This window comes from Gardnerella bivia (genome assembly GCF_049262715.1).
Taxonomy (GTDB): Bacteria; Actinomycetota; Actinomycetes; order Actinomycetales; family Bifidobacteriaceae; genus Bifidobacterium; species Bifidobacterium vaginale_A.
In genome coordinates this window covers 383,351-401,382 of the sequence record NZ_CP058399.1, presented here as the reverse complement: position 1 = coordinate 401,382, position 18,032 = coordinate 383,351, and the positions used below count along the sequence as shown (strand labels likewise).

Annotated in this window: 18 protein-coding genes; 16 read left to right on the top strand and 2 right to left on the bottom strand. The window is 37.1% G+C overall.

Annotated features, from left to right (window positions below):
• Positions 1-80 precede the first annotated feature (80 nt).
• Both HXT27_RS01855 and rho read left to right on the top strand, forming a co-directional pair.
• A complete protein-coding gene (locus HXT27_RS01855; RefSeq protein WP_075523944.1) occupies positions 81-1,700 on the top strand; it encodes an NAD(P)/FAD-dependent oxidoreductase in 1,620 nt (539 codons plus the stop codon).
• A gap of 378 nt (positions 1,701-2,078) precedes the next feature.
• A complete protein-coding gene (gene rho, locus HXT27_RS01850; protein ID WP_422113191.1) occupies positions 2,079-4,169 on the top strand; it encodes a transcription termination factor Rho in 2,091 nt (696 codons plus the stop codon).
• A gap of 124 nt (positions 4,170-4,293) precedes the next feature.
• Here rho and HXT27_RS01845 read toward each other — a convergent pair whose 3' ends face one another.
• Positions 4,294-5,499, bottom strand: coding sequence for a pyridoxal phosphate-dependent aminotransferase (locus HXT27_RS01845; RefSeq protein ID WP_103043389.1), 1,206 nt, complete (start codon positions 5,497-5,499; stop codon positions 4,294-4,296).
• Between the two features lie 412 nt (positions 5,500-5,911).
• Here HXT27_RS01845 and HXT27_RS01840 point away from each other — a divergent pair, with 412 nt between their 5' ends.
• The 4 genes from HXT27_RS01840 to HXT27_RS01825 all read left to right on the top strand — a co-directional run bounded on the left by HXT27_RS01840 (position 5,912) and on the right by HXT27_RS01825 (position 9,261).
• Positions 5,912-6,373: an Lrp/AsnC family transcriptional regulator gene (locus HXT27_RS01840; RefSeq protein WP_075523873.1), complete on the top strand. Its 462-nt coding sequence runs from the start codon at positions 5,912-5,914 to the stop codon at positions 6,371-6,373.
• 30 nt (positions 6,374-6,403) lie between these two features.
• A complete protein-coding gene (locus HXT27_RS01835) occupies positions 6,404-6,793 on the top strand; it encodes a chorismate mutase (RefSeq protein ID WP_369803162.1) in 390 nt (129 codons plus the stop codon).
• A 17-nt stretch (positions 6,794-6,810) separates the two neighbouring features.
• Positions 6,811-7,866 carry a class II fructose-bisphosphate aldolase gene (fbaA, locus tag HXT27_RS01830; RefSeq protein ID WP_103043390.1) on the top strand — a complete coding sequence of 352 codons (1,056 nt, stop codon included), beginning with the start codon at positions 6,811-6,813 and terminating at the stop codon, positions 7,864-7,866.
• 93 nt (positions 7,867-7,959) lie between these two features.
• The gene (locus HXT27_RS01825; protein WP_075523871.1) at positions 7,960-9,261 is read left to right on the top strand and encodes an adenylosuccinate synthase; all 1,302 of its coding nucleotides are present in this window, start codon (positions 7,960-7,962) and stop codon (positions 9,259-9,261) included.
• Between the two features lie 216 nt (positions 9,262-9,477).
• Here the strand turns inward: HXT27_RS01825 and HXT27_RS01820 are convergent, their stop codons facing one another.
• Complete coding sequence (locus HXT27_RS01820; RefSeq protein WP_419471028.1) at positions 9,478-9,627, bottom strand: hypothetical protein; 150 nt, start codon at positions 9,625-9,627, stop codon at positions 9,478-9,480.
• An 89-nt stretch (positions 9,628-9,716) separates the two neighbouring features.
• Here HXT27_RS01820 and HXT27_RS01815 point away from each other — a divergent pair, with 89 nt between their 5' ends.
• The 10 genes from HXT27_RS01815 to HXT27_RS01770 all read left to right on the top strand — a co-directional run bounded on the left by HXT27_RS01815 (position 9,717) and on the right by HXT27_RS01770 (position 17,915).
• On the top strand, positions 9,717-10,178 hold the full coding sequence (locus tag HXT27_RS01815) for a fluoride efflux transporter FluC (RefSeq protein WP_199172749.1): 462 nt from the start codon (positions 9,717-9,719) through the stop codon (positions 10,176-10,178).
• The gene (locus HXT27_RS01810; RefSeq protein WP_103043392.1) at positions 10,179-10,598 is read left to right on the top strand and encodes a fluoride efflux transporter FluC; all 420 of its coding nucleotides are present in this window, start codon (positions 10,179-10,181) and stop codon (positions 10,596-10,598) included. It begins immediately after the preceding gene.
• A 139-nt stretch (positions 10,599-10,737) separates the two neighbouring features.
• Entirely contained in the window at positions 10,738-12,144 is a 1,407-nt protein-coding gene (locus HXT27_RS01805; RefSeq protein ID WP_103043525.1) for a ClC family H(+)/Cl(-) exchange transporter, read from the top strand.
• 41 nt (positions 12,145-12,185) lie between these two features.
• The gene (locus HXT27_RS01800) at positions 12,186-13,538 is read left to right on the top strand and encodes a hypothetical protein (RefSeq protein WP_103043393.1); all 1,353 of its coding nucleotides are present in this window, start codon (positions 12,186-12,188) and stop codon (positions 13,536-13,538) included.
• A 97-nt stretch (positions 13,539-13,635) separates the two neighbouring features.
• Positions 13,636-14,940: a CpaF family protein gene (locus HXT27_RS01795; protein WP_255408293.1), complete on the top strand. Its 1,305-nt coding sequence runs from the start codon at positions 13,636-13,638 to the stop codon at positions 14,938-14,940.
• Positions 14,941-14,944: 4 nt separating this feature from the next.
• A complete protein-coding gene (locus tag HXT27_RS01790; RefSeq protein ID WP_146024452.1) occupies positions 14,945-15,619 on the top strand; it encodes a pilus assembly protein in 675 nt (224 codons plus the stop codon).
• Positions 15,620-15,804: 185 nt separating this feature from the next.
• Complete coding sequence (locus HXT27_RS01785; RefSeq protein WP_103043395.1) at positions 15,805-16,497, top strand: pilus assembly protein; 693 nt, start codon at positions 15,805-15,807, stop codon at positions 16,495-16,497.
• Between the two features lie 260 nt (positions 16,498-16,757).
• Positions 16,758-16,979, top strand: coding sequence for a DUF4244 domain-containing protein (locus tag HXT27_RS01780; RefSeq protein ID WP_075523939.1), 222 nt, complete (start codon positions 16,758-16,760; stop codon positions 16,977-16,979).
• Between the two features lie 34 nt (positions 16,980-17,013).
• Positions 17,014-17,379 (top strand): TadE family protein, encoded by a 366-nt coding sequence (locus HXT27_RS01775; protein ID WP_230955932.1) that lies wholly within the window; start codon positions 17,014-17,016, stop codon positions 17,377-17,379.
• A 173-nt stretch (positions 17,380-17,552) separates the two neighbouring features.
• Positions 17,553-17,915, top strand: a complete 363-nt coding sequence (locus HXT27_RS01770; protein ID WP_230955931.1) for an Rv3654c family TadE-like protein — start codon at positions 17,553-17,555, stop codon at positions 17,913-17,915.
• Positions 17,916-18,032 lie beyond the last annotated feature (117 nt).

Genomic DNA, 18,032 nt, shown 5'->3' with positions numbered 1-18,032 from the left:
TTTGTTAAAAATTTGCGCACATGAGGTTTGTTGTTAGTTTTCTAAAACTTGATAAGCACATACTTGATTATGGAGGAAAAGTGTCAGATACGCAATCAAAAAAAGAATCCGTTGTAATAATTGGCGGTGGTCCTGCAGGCCTAACAGCTGCTTGGGAACTCGTAAAAGATGGTGGTTCTAATCGTTATGATGTGACTGTTCTTGAATCCACAACAGAATTTGGCGGCATTTCTCGTACTGTAAAATACAATGGCAACCGTATGGATATTGGTGGCCATCGTTTCTTCTCCAAAGATGATCGAATTATGCAATGGTGGCGCGATATGCTTCCTTTGCAAGGCGCTCCTTCTTATGACGATAAAAAACTTGGTCGTCATCACGATTTGGAAGAAGGCGGTCCAGATCCTGAAGTTGAAGATGAGGTTATGTTAAAGCGTCATCGTGTTTCTAGGATTTTTTGGAATCATCATTTCTTTGACTATCCTATTTCTCTTTCTGCATCTACATTGCGTTCCATGGGTTTTGTGCTAACTATGAAAGTTGGTTTTAGTTACCTTTGGTCTATGATTCACAAATTGCCAGAAACTAATCTTGAGAATTTTTATATCAATCGTTTTGGTAAAAAGCTTTACTCTATGTTCTTTGAAGGCTATACAGAGAAGTTATGGGGTAGGCATCCTAGCAAGATTTCTGCAGATTGGGGCGCTCAGCGTGTTAAAGGCTTGAGCATTGTAGAAGTTTTGAAGAATGCATTTTCGAAGCTTATGCCTAAAAAGAATGGCAAGAAGAAAGAAGTTGAAACTTCTTTAATTGAAGAATTTTGGTATCCTAAGCTCGGTCCTGGTCAATTGTGGGAAACTGTAGAGCGTAAAGCGCGTGAAAATGGTGTAACTGTTCGTACGGATGCGAAAGTTGTTGCTATCTCACAAGAAAATGGCCATATTTCTAGTGTTACAGTTGAAAATTCTGATGGCGAGCGTTGTGAAATTCATGCAGATCAGTTTATTTCATCTATGCCAATTAAGGATTTGGTTGAAGCTCTTGAGCAAGGTGCGCAAGGCGATGCAAACGCTGAAGTTCCTTCTGAAATGAAGCGTGTGGCTTCAGGCTTGCCTTATCGAGATTTTGTGACTGTTGGTTTGCTTGTTAAGCACATGCGTTTGCGTAATACTACTTCGATTCCTACTCTTGGAAATCCTCCTATTGTTCCGGATTGTTGGATTTATGTACAAGATCCTGGTTATAAAGTTGGTCGTTTGCAAATCTTTAACAACTGGAGCCCATATCTTGTCAGTGACGTTGATAATACTGTTTGGATTGGTCTTGAATACTTCTGCAATGAAGGCGATGATTTCTGGAATATGAGCGATGATGAAGCTCGTGAATCTGCTATTGACGAGCTTACTCGTATGCAAGTAATTGACGGCGAGGAAGATGTGCTTGATGCTCATCGTGAGCGCGTTCCTAAGGCTTATCCTGCATATTTTGATACTTATGCACAGATGCCAGAGTTAGTTGAATATTTGAATAGTTTTGGTAATTTGTATTGTGTTGGACGTAATGGACAGCATCGTTACAACAATCAAGATCATTCTATGGCAACTGCTATTGAAGCTGTTGATAATATTCGAACTGGTCGTAAGTCAAAAGAAAATGTGTGGTCTGTAAATACTGAAAAGTCTTATCACGAGAAAAAGTAAGGCTTGATTTTTATAGATTTAGAATGGCAACAGTTGCTGATTTTGCGCCTGTTGCCATTTTTTTGATATCTTGTTGTGATTTTGATGCACTTGTTCTTGTGTTTGTCTTTTAGTTTAATTTTGTTTTTCGTTGTTTTTGTGTATTTTCTTCTTTGTTTTTGTGTTTAAATTTATATATTTTTATCTATTGCGTAAAATGTAATTTTTAGCTTGCCACGCCGTAATGTTTTGAGTCTTACGAATGTAGTAGCATACAAATATTAACGAGTCAGTCACATTGTTTATGTGGCTGCCGTTATATTCATAACGGATTTTTCCGTAATCTTCCGTAAAAACGCTCCTCAGGGTCTAACTGTGGGGTAGAGGAAAGGCATAATTGTGGCAATAAGCCAAAATCTTGAAGATATGAAGCTATCTGAGCTGAAAGATCTTGCGAAGCAAATGGGGTTGCGTGGTACTTCTACTATGCGTAAGTCAGATTTAGTTTCCACTCTGACTGCAGCGCGCAATGGGGGTGAAGCACCTGCTGGTGTAACTGTGCGTGTACCTGCAAATCCTATTCGTTCTAAGCAATCTTATAGTAATGATTTTGCTCGTGATAGCTATTTAAGTCGTGTTGACGATACTCGTGGTGCTGATGCAAAGTCTGAAGATACTAAATCTGAAGAAAATCGTTCTTTTGATTCTGCTCATCGTATGCAACGTCATAGTAATGATTCGAATGATGCAAGTACTCGCGATGTGAATCGCGGCTCTGACGAGTCTTCGTCCTCTGATGGATCTCGTTTTAGAGATAGAGCTGCTAAAGGACGTCGTCGCCGTGAATTTTCTAGAGATGCACGTATAGATTCTCGAGATGAATCTAAAAATTTGAATCGTGAAGAAAATCGTGATTTAGCGCGAATTTCTAAGAAAAACGATGATACAGTTTCATCTAAAGATAGTTCTGTCGTTGATTTAGATCAAATTTTAGCTACTTTGCCTAACGAACTGGACGAAGCTCAGTCTGGTAGTAGAACAGATTCTAATTATGATGTTGACAGTCGCCGTCAACGTTCTTCTCAGCGTGAAGATTCTGCTAGAGGCGATCGTTTCCAGCGCCGTATGCGCGCCAGAACGCGTGATTTTGACGATACTCAGTCAATTCACGTAGATCGTAATTTGGATCGTAGTTCTGAAAGAGATGAAGATCGTAGCTCTGAGAGAGATGAAGATCTTCGTGATCGTGAAGTTCGCGATTCTCATGATTTAAGAGATCAGCGCGAGCAAGCAGATCGCCAATCTAGTCGTGTTGAACCTCAAGAAGAGCTTGTTCCAGTAGCAGGTATTGTTGATGTTCTAGAGTCTTACGCTTTTATACGTACTTCTGGATATTTGCCAGGTCCTAATGACGTTTACGTATCTATGAGCCAAATCAAAAAGTATGGTTTACGTAAAGGTGATGCAGTTCAAGGCTCGATTCGCGCTCCTCGCGATGGTGATCGCCGCAGCCAGCGTCAAAAATTTGTTCCTTTGCAAAGTATTGATACGATTAACGGTTTGAGTGTAGAGGCTGCTCAAACGCGTCCGCAATTCGCCAAGCTTACGCCTTTGTATCCTCAAGAGCGCTTGAAGCAGGAAACTACGCCAAATCGTATTCTTGGCAGAATTATTGATTTAGTTGCTCCTATTGGTAAAGGTCAGCGTGGTTTGATTGTTTCACCTCCAAAGGCTGGTAAGACAATCACGTTGCAAAATATTGCAAATGCAATTGCTGTGAATAATCCTGAAGTTCATTTGATGGTTGTTCTTGTAGATGAGCGACCTGAAGAAGTGACGGATATGGAGCGCACTGTTCAAGGTGAAGTTATTTCTTCTACTTTTGATCGTCCTGCAACAGACCATACTACAGTTGCAGAGCTCGCTATTGAACGTGCTAAGCGTTTAGTTGAGCTTGGACAAGATGTTGTAGTTTTGCTTGATTCTATGACTCGTTTGGCTCGTGCATACAATATTGCAGCTCCTACTTCCGGACGTATTCTTTCAGGTGGTGTTGATGCTCAAGCTTTGTATCCTCCTAAGAAGTTCTTTGGTGCAGCTAGAAATATTGAAAATGGTGGTTCTTTGACGATTATTTCTTCAGCGCTTGTTGAAACAGGCTCTAAGATGGATGAAGTTATTTTCGAAGAATTTAAGGGTACTGGAAATATGGAATTGCGTTTGAGCCGCGATTTGGCAGATAAACGACTTTTCCCTGCAGTTGATATCAATTCTTCCGGTACTCGTCGTGAAGAGTTAATTACTTCTGCTCAAGAATTGCCAATTATTTATCGTTTGCGCCGCCTATTTGGCGGACTTGAGCCTGAGCAAGCGTATCAGACTCTGGTTCCTCGTTTGAAGAAGACTGCGTCTAATCGCGATTTCCTTTCTGCGATTGTGCAGCAAGCAAATAATTCTACAAATGGTGGTACAGCACAAAGCGCTGCTTAAAAATTGCGATTATATTGAAATTGCCCCTTGGTTTTAAGAAATCAGGGGGCAATTTTGGTTTTAATTGGTTTTAGTTTTTTATTTTTTAATTGGTTTTAGTATTTTTTATTGTTTGTTTTCTGATTTATCGATTGTTTTCTGCTTTCATTTCGATTGCAAATCTTTTCAATCGTTTTACGCCTTCTGAAATATCTTCAGGTTTTCCTGCATATGATACTCGCACAAATCCGCTGCCTTCCAGTCCAAAAGCTTCTCCTGGAACAACTGCGACTTTCTCTTTTTCTAACAAGCGATCGCTGAATTCTTTAGAACTAAGTCCTGTAGGTCTTATATCTACAAACGCGTAGAAAGCTCCTTGTGGCTCAATTAAGTTTACTGCATCGCAATCAGCTAGTTCTTTCATAACTAGATTTCGCTTAGAACGATACTCTTCTCGCATTTCTTTTACGTGATTTAAAGGTCCATTTAATGCTGCTACTGCTCCATATTGTGCTGTGGAGTTTATTGAAGAATGTATCATTTCTGCGATTTTGCTTGTCTGTTCTATTACTTGCGCTGGAGCTAGAATGTATCCTATTCTCCAACCTGTCATAGCAAAAGTTTTAGATAAACTTTCTACTACTATAGTTCTTTCGCGCATTCCTTTTATTGAAGCTATGGAAGGTGCTACCGTTTTTGAATTCACTTCGCTTTCTGGATTATTTGAGAATACGAATGGATGATAAACTTCATCGGAAATTACCCATAAATCATGTTCTATGCAAACTTTGGCGATTTCTTCTAGTTCTTCAATCGTTGTTACAGCGCCTGTTGGATTTCCTGGAGAATTTATGATTATTGCGCGTGTGCGTGGTGTAATTGCATTTAGTATGTCTTGTGCGTTTATGCGCATGCCATGTTCTGGTTTTAATGCAACTGTTACAGGAGTTGCTCCGCACATCAATACGTCTGTTTCATATGATGTGAAGAATGGCGATGGGATAATTACTTCATCTCCTGGGTCTATAAGAGCTTTTGTAGCTAAATATAAACCGACTGTAGCTCCGTCAACTGCTTGTATTTCTGTGTCTGCATCATAAGTCAAACCTTTAATACGTTTTGTGTATGACGATGCAGCTTTTCTAAATTCTGGTATTCCTAAAACGTCTGTGTATTTTGTTTTGCCTTCTTTTAATGATTTGCATGCAGCTATTACGATGTGTTGTGACGCTGTTTCTCCGGGTTCGCCTAAGCATAAGGAAATTGCATCTGGAATTTGTTCTACACGATCAAATACATCTCTAATGCCGGATCTTGGTATAGATATAGCATTTTGTGCCAAAGTCGACATATAAACTCCTTTTGCTACTGGCGTATGGATAATTATTTTTTGTTTTGCATTTTAATGCGATTTGCTTTATGCGATTTTATTTAATTATTTTTAGTATAAGCTGTGAATTATTCGCAATCTGTATGTATATGGCTGTTTGTCAAAATAACGCATATAGATGGGAAAATTACGGAATTACTAAGTATTATTAGTAATCTTTCCTATAAATATAGCATATAAACTCAATAAATAGTGAGTTGTAGCAATCTAAACAAAGGTTTAGGTGTATAAACATTTGGCATTTTTATTAAAAAATAGATTTTTTTAGTAATTTTTTATTCTTTTTACTTAAAAAATACTGTAAGCTGAAAGAACTACAAGGTGGCGTAGTGTCGATTCCGGCCAGCGTCCGAGTGAGTATGGAGGAGGCCGTATGACTGCTAATTCTAACAGAATCGAAAATAGTTCTGCTATGGATTCTACTGATGCGATCATTGTTGATATTCTTGAACATGATGGACGAGCAACACTTACTCGTCTTGCTAAAGCTTCTGGATTATCTGTTTCTGCTGTTCAATCTCGTGTTCAAAAACTTGAGCGTAGGGGTATTATTACCGGATATAGAGCTTTGATCGATTATGAACGTCGTGGTTTGCCAATTAGCGCGTTCGTAACAGTTACTCCGTTAGATTTTGAGCAGGAAGCAACTGTTCCAGAAAAATTACAAGATATATCTGGAATTGAAGCTTGTTACTCTATTACTGGAAGCCCAAGCTTTATGCTTATGGTTCGTGTTGCAACACCAGGCAAGTTGGAAGAATTGATTAACATGATTCATCGTACTGTTCCTGTTAGTACTGAAACTACGATGGTCTTGCAAACGTATTTTGATTAAATTAGTTAGTTAAGAATTTTTAATTAAGATATGTGTGATTCTTCTGAGTCAATGATGTCTCAACATAGATTTGATAAGTCTTCGATTGACGTATGTGCGTCTTTAGATGATTCTGATTTAGCTGATTACGCGCAAAGAATTATTGCACTGCGTCAATCGATTGACAATATAGATAACGCTGTTATTTATTTGTTAGCTGAAAGATTTGCTCTAACTAATCGTATTGGTAGCATTAAAGCACAAGCAGGATTTGCTCCATGCGATTCTAATCGTGAAAATGAACAGATTGCTCGTTTATGTGCTATTGCTCAGGATGCAGGATTAGAGCAAGCAGTCGCTCGAGAGTATCATAAATTTGTAGTTTCTGAATCTAAAAAGCGTCATAAACTTATTGCAGATCGCTCTGAATATGCGCACTAAGAGCGATAATAAAAACTATGACTATTGCAACTGTTGAACGTTATAAGCAAATGCTTGATGCTGCTAGTAAAGGTGGGTATGCGTATCCTGCTATCAATGTAACTAGTAGTCAGACTTTAAATGCTGCTCTTCAAGGTTTTGCTGAGGCTGAATCTGACGGTATTATTCAAGTTTCTGTTGGTGGTTCTGCTTATTTTTCTGGCAATACAGTTAATAATCGCGTTGTTGGATCTCTTGCGTTTGCTGCATTTGCTCATGAAGTTGCATCTAAATATCCAAATATCACTGTTGCTCTTCATACTGATCATTGTGCAGAGCAATATTTAGATGATTGGATTCGTCCACTTCTTGCACATGAAATAGATCAGGTTAATCGCGGTCAAGAGCCTATTTTTCAATCTCATATGTGGGATGGTTCAACTGTGTCGTTGAATCATAATTTAGATATAGCGCAAGAGCTATTGGATTCTTCTATAAAAGCTCATACAGTACTCGAAATTGAAATCGGTGCAGTTGGTGGCGAAGAAGATGGTCATCGAGCAGATATAGATGAGCGTTTATATTCCACTCCGGAAGATGCTATTCAAGTTGTTAATAGATTGGGCTTAGGCGAGCGTGGGCTTTATATGTCTGCATTTACTTTTGGCAATGTGCATGGAGCTTATAAACCTGGAGTAGTGAAATTGCGTCCGCAATTGCTTGAAGAAATTCAAGATTCTGTGTATCAAAAGTATAAGTCAGACTGTGATTCACGTAGTTTTGGAGATGCTAAGAAGCCATTTTTGCTTGTGTTTCACGGTGGATCTGGATCTAGTCCTGAAGAAATTGCGCAAGCTGTTCGCTATGGAGTAGTTAAGATGAATATTGATACAGATACGCAATATGCTTTTACTCGTGCGATTGCAGGTCATATGTTCCAAAATTATGATGCTGTGTTAAAAGTAGATGGAGAAGTTGGCGCTAAAAAGCTTTATGATCCTCGTTCGTGGGGTAGAGAAGCGGAAAATGCAATGGCAAGTAGAGTTGTTGAAGCGTGTGTGCAACTTGGCTCTGCTGGAAAAGCTTTGAAATAGTTTGCTAATTATTCAGTATGCCCGTTGCGCTAGTCTTGTCGAGTAGGGTTTGTGCGAATTGAGCTGTTATAAAGCTCATTATGGAGGTGTTCCATGCCTGGAATTGTGCTTATCGGTGCTCAATGGGGTGACGAAGGTAAAGGCAAAGCGACAGATTTAATCGGCTCTAAAGTGGATTTTGTAGCGCGTTTCAATGGTGGAAATAATGCTGGTCACACTGTTGTAGTTGGAGATAAATCCTACGCATTACATTTACTTCCTAGTGGTGTTATTAGCCCGAATGTTACTCCTGTAATCGGTAACGGTGTAGTTGTTGACCCAGAAGTTCTTTTTGAAGAGATTGATGCTTTACAATCTCGTGGTGTTGATTGTTCTCGACTTTTAGTTAGTGAAGAAGCTCATGTTATTACGCCGTATCATCGCGTGATCGATAAAGTAACAGAACGTTTCTTAGGTAAACATAAGATTGGTACTACTGGTCGCGGTATTGGACCTACTTATGCAGATAAAATCAATAGAGTTGGAATCCGCGTACATGATTTGTTCAATGCTGAGCATTTGCGAGATAAAGTTGAATCTAGCTTACATCAAAAAAATCAAATGCTAATCAAGCTGTATAACCAGCATCCTATTGATATTGATGAAGTTACTGCTCAGCTTGTGGAACTTGGTAAGCGTTTGAAGCCTTACGTAGCAGATACTTCTCTTGTGCTTAATAATGCATTAGATGAAGGAAAGACTGTGCTTTTTGAAGGCGGACAGGCTACAATGCTTGACGTTGATCACGGTACGTACCCATTTGTTACTTCTTCGAATCCTACAGCAGGTGGCGCTTGCACAGGTACTGGAGTAGGACCTACTCGTATTACTCGAGTAATTGGTGTTGCGAAAGCATATATCACTCGTGTTGGTGAAGGTCCTTTCCCTACGGAGCTTTTAGACGAGCAAGGTGATTGGTTGCGTGAGCATGGTCATGAATATGGTGTGACTACAGGACGTCCTCGTAGATGTGGCTGGTTTGATTCTGTTGTAACTCGTTATGCTTCTAGGGTTAATGGTTTAACGGATATTGTTCTAACTAAGCTTGATGTTTTGACTGGATTAAAAGATATTCCAGTATGCGTTGCATATGATGTAACTTTGGCTGATGGCACTGTTAAGAGATTGAACGAAATGCCTGTAGACCAATCTTTGTTCGCTGCTGCTAAGCCAGTTTATGAAATGCTTCCAGGTTGGAGCGAAGATATTTCTCAGATTCATAAATTTGAAGATTTGCCAGAAAATACTCAAAGTTATGTGAAGCGTTTAGAGGATTTGTCGCATTGCCGTATTTCGGCTATAGGCACTGGTCCTCAAAGAGATCATATTATTAGTGTTCATTCTTTGATTGACTGATATATATTGACTCAGGATATGAATTATTTAATACTGATTTACTAAGATATGGATTATTTAATTATTGGATTATTTAATTTTATTATTAAAATCTGATGATTGTTATCGAAACGGCACTTCTAAATGGGAGTGTCGTTTTGGTTTATGTTTAGAAATCTGCTATGAAAATTTGCTATGAGGCTTAAGTTGTCTTAGTTGATTAGTTCTCTTAGTTGATTAGTTGATTAGTTGACGAGTGTATATTTTGAATTGGGATTTGTGTGTGGTTTTAAGGAGCGAAAGTAAATAAAATGAGCGAATTAAATAATGTAAATGTCTCAGATTCGAATAGTTTAGATTCGAATAGTTTAGATTCGAATGGTTCAGATTCGAATGGTGTAGATTTAAATAGCTCCAACTCGAATGTCGCAGATGTAAGTAGTTCCAGTGTAAAAAGTTCCAAATCTAGTAGAAAATTGTACTATCTAGTTTTTATTGGCGGCGCGGCTGGTGCTCTCGTTCGTTCAATCATGTCTTCAATATCTCGCATGATTTATCCGCTCGATGGTCAGTCGCTTATATTTGGCAAGCTAACTTTAGGAACTTTTTTATCTAATATGCTTGCGTGCTTTATTTTTGCGCTTGTTGCATCTGTATCTGTTATTGCTGTATCGCGTGAGAAACAAAATCTATACAAATGCGTATTGGGAACAGGTTTTTGTGGCGGATTGTCTACTATGTCTACTTTTGCTTTTGAAGGCGCTGTATCGTCTGTGACTACGCGAGCAGGATTTGCTATTTTAGGAATAATTGTTTCTTTTATTTTAGGTATTTTAATGGTTTTTATTGGCAATTGGATTGGTAGTGGAATTGCGCGTTGCGTGAAACAAAGGCGTGCTAAAAATCTTGCGTATATAGATGAAAAGGTGGTGAAGTAAATGATCTACAACAACTATTCGTATGTTCTTGTTTTTACTATTTTGTCTTGCTTTTTTGCCGGTTTTGGTGCTGTTTGTAGATTTGCATTGACTAAAGGAATTTCCTCTATAATTAAAAGCAAAGTTCCTGTCGCAACCTTAATTATCAATTGTTTTGCTTCGTTTGTTTTAGGTGTTGCTTTTAATGTTTTTTCTGTATTTTATTCAATTTATTTTTCAAATTTTGTATTCGTCATGTTTGTTGGATTTTTAGGCGGATTTTCAACATTTTCTACTGCAATTTTTGAAGGTGTGGATCTTATTCAAAATAAAAAAATAAAAGATGGTGTGTTTCTGCTTTCTTATGAGCTTGTTATGCCATTTGCTGCTGCTTCAATTGGATACTTTTTCTCAATGTTTGTGTTAATTAATATCGTTTAATATTGGGAATTAGATTTGAAAATAAACATGTAATTGCAATAATTTTTCAAATTTTGTTTGTAGCTAGTAGTAACTAGTAAGTAGTGAGTGTGATTTTGAATTTTTATGCAAGAATCGAGTAGTCGTGAAATTTAAGAATATGATTAGCTTGTTGCGCGACTTTTGTGCATGCAATTTTTTTGCACGAATTTTTTCAACGTTTAAGCAGTTGCGTTGGAAAATGGTATGTGCTGGTGTTGCTGTTGGCGTTATTTCAGGCATATTGGTAGTAACGTATCGTGTTGGTATTGAATATGGTACTGATATTGCTCGTTGTATTTATACGCAAATTTTAAAGCAACATTTTAATATTGCGTTAATCATATTTTTGATTCTTGTTGTAAGCGCTTTAATAATAGGTGCTTTAATTGGTTGGATGAGCCGTAAAGAAACAATGGCATCTGGAAGTGGTATTCCTCAAGTCGTTGGATATGAAAATCGCGGTTTAGATATGCGATGGCACGCAATTCTTCCAGTGAGGTTTGTGTCTGGTTTTATTGGCTCTTTGCTTGGTCTTTCTTTGGGTAGAGAAGGTCCTTCTATTCAAATTGGTGCTTGCGGTGCTCAAATGTTTTCGCGAATTTTTCGTGGGAAGGATTCTTATTCAGATGAGCAAGAGCATTATATGGTTACGGCTGGTGCTGCTGCTGGTCTTTCTGCCGCTTTTAGTGCTCCTCTTTCAGGGTTGATGTTTGCTCTTGAAGAAGTTAGACATAGTTTGTCTTCTACTGTTCTTGTTACGGCTGCTGTAGCTTCGCTATGTGCTGATTTTGTTGCTCAAACTTGTTTGGGTTTGAAGCCAGTATTGGATTTCGGTAATATTCCTGATTTGCCTATATCTTTGCATTTTTGGATATTGCCTTTAGGTATTTTTGCAGGATTTATTGGCTCTTTAATGAATCGTTCATTATTAGGTTTTCAAACTTTATATAAACATATGCCAAAGTGGATGCCTACGATAATTGCTTGTCTTATAGCTATACCTGTTGGTCTTTTTATTCCAGAAGTTTTAGGCGGAGGATCTAATTTAGTACGTATTTCTGAATATGGAAAGATTAGCTTTGGGCTACTTTTTATAATGTTTGTAGCGAAAATGCTATTTACTTCCACGAGTTTTGGTTGTGGTGCTCCTGGCGGTATTTTTATGCCTATTCTTGCTGTAGGTGCTCTCGCTGGTGGTTTTTGTTCTAGGTTTATAATCGGAAACTTTGGAATCGATGCAAAATTCATATCAATATTTGCAGTGTGTGTAATGGCTGGAACGTTGTCTGCTTCTGTAAAAGCTCCTATCACTTCAATTTTGCTTACAGTTGAAATGTCTGGAACGCTAATTCACATGTTGCCGGTTGCTGCTTCTGCTCTTATTGCTCTTTTAGTTTCAGATGCATTGAAAACTAAGCCTATTTATGGCGAATTGCTTGAACGTTATCTTGTAGAGCATGCTAATGATCCTTCTGTTTTTGTGGATAAGTCTGCAATTTTAAGAACTTCTGACCACATTGATTAAAAAATATTGTGTAATGTGATTTAACGCGTTGTAATAAGAGCATGAATGATTTAGTTGATACTCATGCAAGCTCGCTGTCATCGCGTTTTGAATATAAATTGCGCTCTAGTGGGGATTATGCTTGTGATTCGCGTGCTGGTGGGGCTTATGTTGGCGAATCTCGTGCTGGCGAATTGCGTTCTTATGAAGCTAGTGTTGGTGATTTGCGAGCAAGTGATTTTCGTGATGGCGAATATAAGGATGATTGCACTGTTGTAGCATCTTGTAATTCTTTAGCTAATTCTTATGATTTGCAATTTGCGAAAGATGCAGAGCCTACAGGTCGTCATGCTGCATTGTCAGGCGTTAGTCACTTCTCTGAATATTCAGACGTGAATAGCTTTGCTGCGTTGTCAGGTGTTAGTCACCGTACTGCTTTGTCAGAAGTTAGTCGCCCTTCTGCAAGTATTGCGATTTTTGGTAAAAATTATAAGTATTTTTCTCCTGAATTATTGCCTTCTAACGTAATAGTTGGATCTTCTGCGAGTGATGGAGTTGGATTGAGTACTAGTCTTTCAATGATTGCTCAAAATTTAGCTTCATATGGATATTCTGTTGCTCTTGTTGATGCAGATGTTTCACATGGTGGATTAGATGTTTTACTTGGCTTGGAATCAGATGATGGTAGAAGGTTGCAAGAAGTTGAAGCTCCGCTAAGTAGATTAGATGGTTCTGTGCTAAAAGATGAACTTATTTATTGCAATGGTGTAGGTGTGCTTGCGTATGCGCCATGGCGTATGTGTGAGAGTGAAATTAACAAAGCTGATTTGTCAACAAATAAAGATGACGTAATTCAAGATGAGTTACGTAATTCGTCACTTTTAAAGCCGTGGCTTTTAGATGCGTCTATTCGTGGTTTAGCTCAATGTAATGATGTTGTGATTGTTGATGTTGGTTCCGGAATAAGCTCGTTTAATGTTTTTAATACTATTATGGGTTTAGTTTTTTCTCCAATAATTTATGCAAGCGAACTTTCTGTTTTAGGAATGGCTCGTATGCGTGCGTATAATTATCAGATTTCTATTGTTAAAGAATATTTATTAAATTGCTTGTATAGATATTCTTCTCAGCAATCTGACGATAGTTTTAACAATATTGATTTTATAAATGAAAATTCAATTACAGTTGGTATTATGCCGCATGGATTAGCGCCTAAATTATGTGCTGTAGATATTGATGAAGCTTCGCAATACTTGTCTAAATCTGTTATTGGCCCGATTAAATATGATTCGCGTTTGCATGAAGACATTATTGAAGGGTATGGTATTCGTAAAATTCCAAAATCTTCGCGTTTTATAATTGAGCAATTATCAAATTGGGTGTTGGAAGTGTGCAATATAAACGCAAATAAGTGAGTTGTGCGTGAGTTGTGCGTGATTTATGTGTGAGCTGTGTGTGATTGAGTTACATGTAAGTGAGTAGATAATAAATATAAATACGGGGGAGTATAAGTTGGGCAATGTTAAGATGTGCAATTGTGCATTAGAAAAGAATAAGCGAGTAAATCAGATTACAAATAGTAATTTTAATTCAAGTTTTTCTTCTTTTCCTTCGCGATTTTCGAAATATTCTGATGTGAAGTCTTCTTTTGTGGAGTCTTCTGATGTTGGGGATTCTGATATTGGGGATTCTTGCGTGAGGTCTTCTTGCGTGGGGTCTTCTTGCGTGGGGTCTTCGCAATCTTCTTGCGTTCGAGATATTGATTTTGGAATATTGCAAGAATTTGTAATAGATCCGCGTTTAACGGATATGGTAATTACAGAAAACGGTCGTATTTGGTTAGATTATGGAGATGGGTTAAAGGAAAAAATTCCTAGAATACCAATGAATAATCCATCTGTATTACGTAGATATGCTGTTTGGATTTGTGCTCAGCTAGGTAAAAGGCTTGATGATGCGCGTCCTATAGCAGACGTATCTAGTGCATCTGGAATAAGAATACATGCTGTTTTAGCTCCTATCGTATCAATGGGTGCTGTGATTGCAGTACGTTTTCCATCTCAAGGCGTGTGCAATTTAGACATGCTATATAAAAAAGGCATGTATTCGTTGAGTGTAAAAAATATCCTTTCATTGCTTGTACGCATGCGCGCGAACATATTGATTACTGGGAGTACTGGATCTGGGAAAACTACTTTAATGAGAGCTTTGCTTTCAGAAGCAGATAGTAATGATCGAATAGTTTCAGTTGAAGAAACCAGAGAATTATGCGGTTTTAAAGGTGATTACGTATCTTTGAGCACGCGTGAATCAAATGTAGAAGGTAAAGGTGAAATTTGTTTGCCTGAACTTGTAAAAGCGACTTTACGAATGAGGCCAGATCGTATAGTTCTTGGAGAGTGCAGAGGTGAAGAAATAGCTGATTTGTTGAGAGTTTTTACGTCAGGTCATCACGGTGGCATGACTACATTGCACGCAGATGATGTGTATAAAGTTCCAGCAAGGCTTATGTCTTTAGGATTGCTTGCTGGATTGCAGCCTAGAGCTTTGTGTGCTTTAGCTGCTGGTGCTTTCGATGTAGTTATACATGTAGAAAGAATGAATAATAAGCGAATAATTCATGAAATTGGAGTTCTTACAAACGGTTCAGATGATTATTCGCGTTGTTTAGGTTTGCAAAATAATTCTGAAAATGTTGTGTTGCATGGTATTCCCGTTATGTGCATGACTGTTGATAAAAGTACGGGAGCTCATTATTTAGCTCCGAGTAAGTGTTGGAATGTTTTTGCACAAAAGTGGAAGATTAAGAAGTGGTGATTTTATGGATAAAGTTAATTTTATTGAAGAATCTTTAGCTAGTTTATCTGCTGGACTCGCTTCAGGAGCTAGTTTTCGTGATGTAATTTTTTCTGCATATATTTCAAAAGTTAGTGAAGATAGCAGATCCTGTAAAAGCGTTAATAAATCTTATCAATTTACGAGCATGAGTGCAGAAATTATTGCTAATTGGTTGCGTTGGCGTTGTGGATCATGCGATATTTATAAAAATATCAATAAAAATAGCGATATAAATAGTGTTGTTGATAGCAATAAAAATAATAATGAGCGTAAAAGTAATAATAAGATTGAAAATGATATAAACAAGATTTCGCAATCTTTGATGGCAGCTTATAAACTTAGTAATAATCTTGGCTGCTCTATGTTGGATTGTGTAGATGCAGTAGCGTCTTCTTATAGATATAAACGCAGAGCTGAAGCACTTCGTAATGAAGTACTTGCTATGCCTGAAGCGACTATAACTTTACTTACCGCACTTCCGTTATTGACATTGTTTGCAGGTGAATTGATGGGTTCGAATCCGTTGAAGTTGCTTCTTACAACTTCGCGAGGTTTCATAATGCTTTCAGTAGGGCTTGTAAGTTATGCGATTGGTGTGATTTGGGTTAAAACTATGTTAGATCAATCTCGTAAAAATATGATGTGCGATGAAGACTAATATCTTCATGTATTTTTTGAGTAATTTAAGCTGTATTGTGAGTGGTTTAGTGACTATTGTGAGCGGTTTAGTTGCTGTGTGTTGTGAACGTTTGAACATTTCGCGTAAGTTAATTTATAGAGTAATTTGCAACGTATGTTTAGCCCCATTTGATAGGAAAATCTTATAAATAAAATGGTGATTAGATGAATTTTATGAATGCTAGTAATCAATTACTTTTTATAGCTTTTCTTGTAAGTATTATTGTTTGGCAATGTGTAAGTTATAAATCTGATTGTATTTCATTAGGAAATCGTGCAAGTAATGATTTATCTGCTTCTCGCATGAGTTATACAAAAAATAATAGTTTTATAAAACTGAGTCCAGTTCTCGGATTGCATATGATTATAGTTGCTTTAGAAAGTGGAAGTTCTTTGCCTTTTGCAATAGAAGCTGTTGGCTCTGTTTTCGAAAGTAATGGAGAGTGGATGCGTGCTGTTGCGTTCGCTCTTAAAAAAGGTAGTACTTGGGAAGAATCATGGTCTTCTACATATGTTTTACAAAATAATGTTTGCAGAGATCGTTCTAATTTCAGTGTTTGTAGAATTCTTGGTTTCACAATGCTTGTACGTAATAAATTATTAAGTTATAAAAATACGGATTATCCTCTCTTAGCTAAATGGTTGTCAAAATCATTGCGTGAATCTTGGTATAACGGTATTCCATCGCTTCCAATATTAAAAGCTGTATTAAAAAATTATGGATATACTATGCAAAATGCTGCAAAACAAGAAGCTGCTAAATTATCTGTAAGATTATTACTTCCGGTTGGATTGTGTTTCTTACCTGCTTTTATTTGCATAGGAATATTGCCAACGGTTGCATCTTTTATTCAATAATATTTAATCAAATTTGAAATTGAAATTTTTATTATTTATTTAGAAATATTTCTTAAAATTTTATTTTTTGTTTGAATTTCCCTTATTTTCCAAGGGTTATGAACTTCTGACCACATTGAATTAAATTGCTTTGTAAGCGCAAGTTTATGTGTAAAGATATCCATATCAGAATATTTCATTCTGCTTAGGAAGAAAGGTTTATAACTATGGTTGGGGTTGTGCAAGTAATTCGTTCATGCTTTTTAATTGCATGTACGCATATGAATTTGTTGTTCTATAGCTTTGAAGAATTATTATGCGATTTTTCAGATAGATTTAGTAAACAATTAAGTAAAAAAGATAGTGGTGCTATTACTGCTGAATATGCTGTTGTGCTTATTGCTGCAACTGGTTTTGCTGCTTTACTGATTATTGTTTTGAAATCTGAGTCTGTTAGAAATATGTTAAATGACTTAATAAAACGTGCATTGCATATTTCTTAAATAAAATCTGTTATTCGTTATTTTTGGGGGAATATTGGCAGAAAATAAGTTGAAAATGTTTTTTGGATCTTATGATTATGGAGCTGTTACTGCGGAGTTTTCTGTAGTTTTACCTGCAGCAATAGTCGTTGCTTTAATATTATTAGGTGTCGGTAGAACTGTTGTATGCTCAATGAATTGTCATGATGCTGCAAGACAAGTTGCTTATCATTTAGTTGCATATAATGATGGTACTTCTCTTGAAGATATTGTTCATAGAGTTGCTGGTTCAGACGCAAGTTTGAAATTAAAAAAATATGGTAACAATGTTGATATTTCAGTAAGTTGTCCTGTTATTCCAGACCCTATGCATGTTTTACCAACAGTAGTGCACAGTGATATTAAGCAAATTGTTACTTAAATAGTTAAATATATTTCCGTAGCTTTTGGTTATAAAACATTCAATAACAGTATTCATAAGTCCAGGTGTGCATGGAGTAGTGTTTTGCTTATTTGATCCCTGTTCTAGAGAGTAAATAAGCTCAGGTGTGCGTGGAGTAGTGTTGAAAATTGCGTAAATTAGCTAAGCTTTGTTTGAGTAAATGGGTGCATCGAGCAGATGATGGTTCGGGGACTATTTTGGGGGTAGGGTTGATTATCATCGTCTGCTCAATGCTTATTCTTTCGGCAAATATTGGATATATATTGATTGAAAAGCATAGAGTTCACACAGTTTCTTCCTCTGCAGTGTTATCTGGAGTAAAAGTATTACAAAAGTTAGAAGGCGATGCGTGCGATGTTGTTAAAAATATTGTTAATGCGAATAATGTAACTATGGAATCTTGTAAATCTGAAAATGATGATGTGACAATAACTGTGAGCGTGCAAACTAAAATACCGTTTATACCTAAAATTGTTGATACAGTAAAAGCTGGATTAGTTTCATGTGATGATTAGTCGAGTTGATATCTAAAATTCTGATTGGATTCTGTTTAGACTCTGATTTTCATACGAGTTTTACGGTGGTGGATTCTGCTAGTCTTGAATAGTTGTAGGTTATTAAAAGTCAGGTGG

Bases quoted from the DNA above. Each gene is read 5' to 3' on its own strand.
- HXT27_RS01840 (WP_075523873.1), top strand. From the start codon at position 5,912: ATGACTGCTAATTCTAACAGAATCGAAAATAGTTCTGCTATGGATTCT.
- HXT27_RS01805 (WP_103043525.1), top strand. From the start codon at position 10,738: ATGATTAGCTTGTTGCGCGACTTTTGTGCATGCAATTTTTTTGCACGA.
- HXT27_RS01790 (WP_146024452.1), top strand. From the start codon at position 14,945: ATGGATAAAGTTAATTTTATTGAAGAATCTTTAGCTAGTTTATCTGCT.
- HXT27_RS01810 (WP_103043392.1), top strand. From the start codon at position 10,179: ATGATCTACAACAACTATTCGTATGTTCTTGTTTTTACTATTTTGTCT.
- HXT27_RS01780 (WP_075523939.1), top strand. From the start codon at position 16,758: ATGAATTTGTTGTTCTATAGCTTTGAAGAATTATTATGCGATTTTTCA.
- HXT27_RS01785 (WP_103043395.1), top strand. From the start codon at position 15,805: ATGAATTTTATGAATGCTAGTAATCAATTACTTTTTATAGCTTTTCTT.
- HXT27_RS01835 (WP_369803162.1), top strand. From the start codon at position 6,404: ATGTGTGATTCTTCTGAGTCAATGATGTCTCAACATAGATTTGATAAG.
- HXT27_RS01800 (WP_103043393.1), top strand. From the start codon at position 12,186: ATGAATGATTTAGTTGATACTCATGCAAGCTCGCTGTCATCGCGTTTT.
- HXT27_RS01825 (WP_075523871.1), top strand. From the start codon at position 7,960: ATGCCTGGAATTGTGCTTATCGGTGCTCAATGGGGTGACGAAGGTAAA.
- fbaA (WP_103043390.1), top strand. From the start codon at position 6,811: ATGACTATTGCAACTGTTGAACGTTATAAGCAAATGCTTGATGCTGCT.
- HXT27_RS01845 (WP_103043389.1), bottom strand. From the start codon at position 5,499: ATGTCGACTTTGGCACAAAATGCTATATCTATACCAAGATCCGGCATT.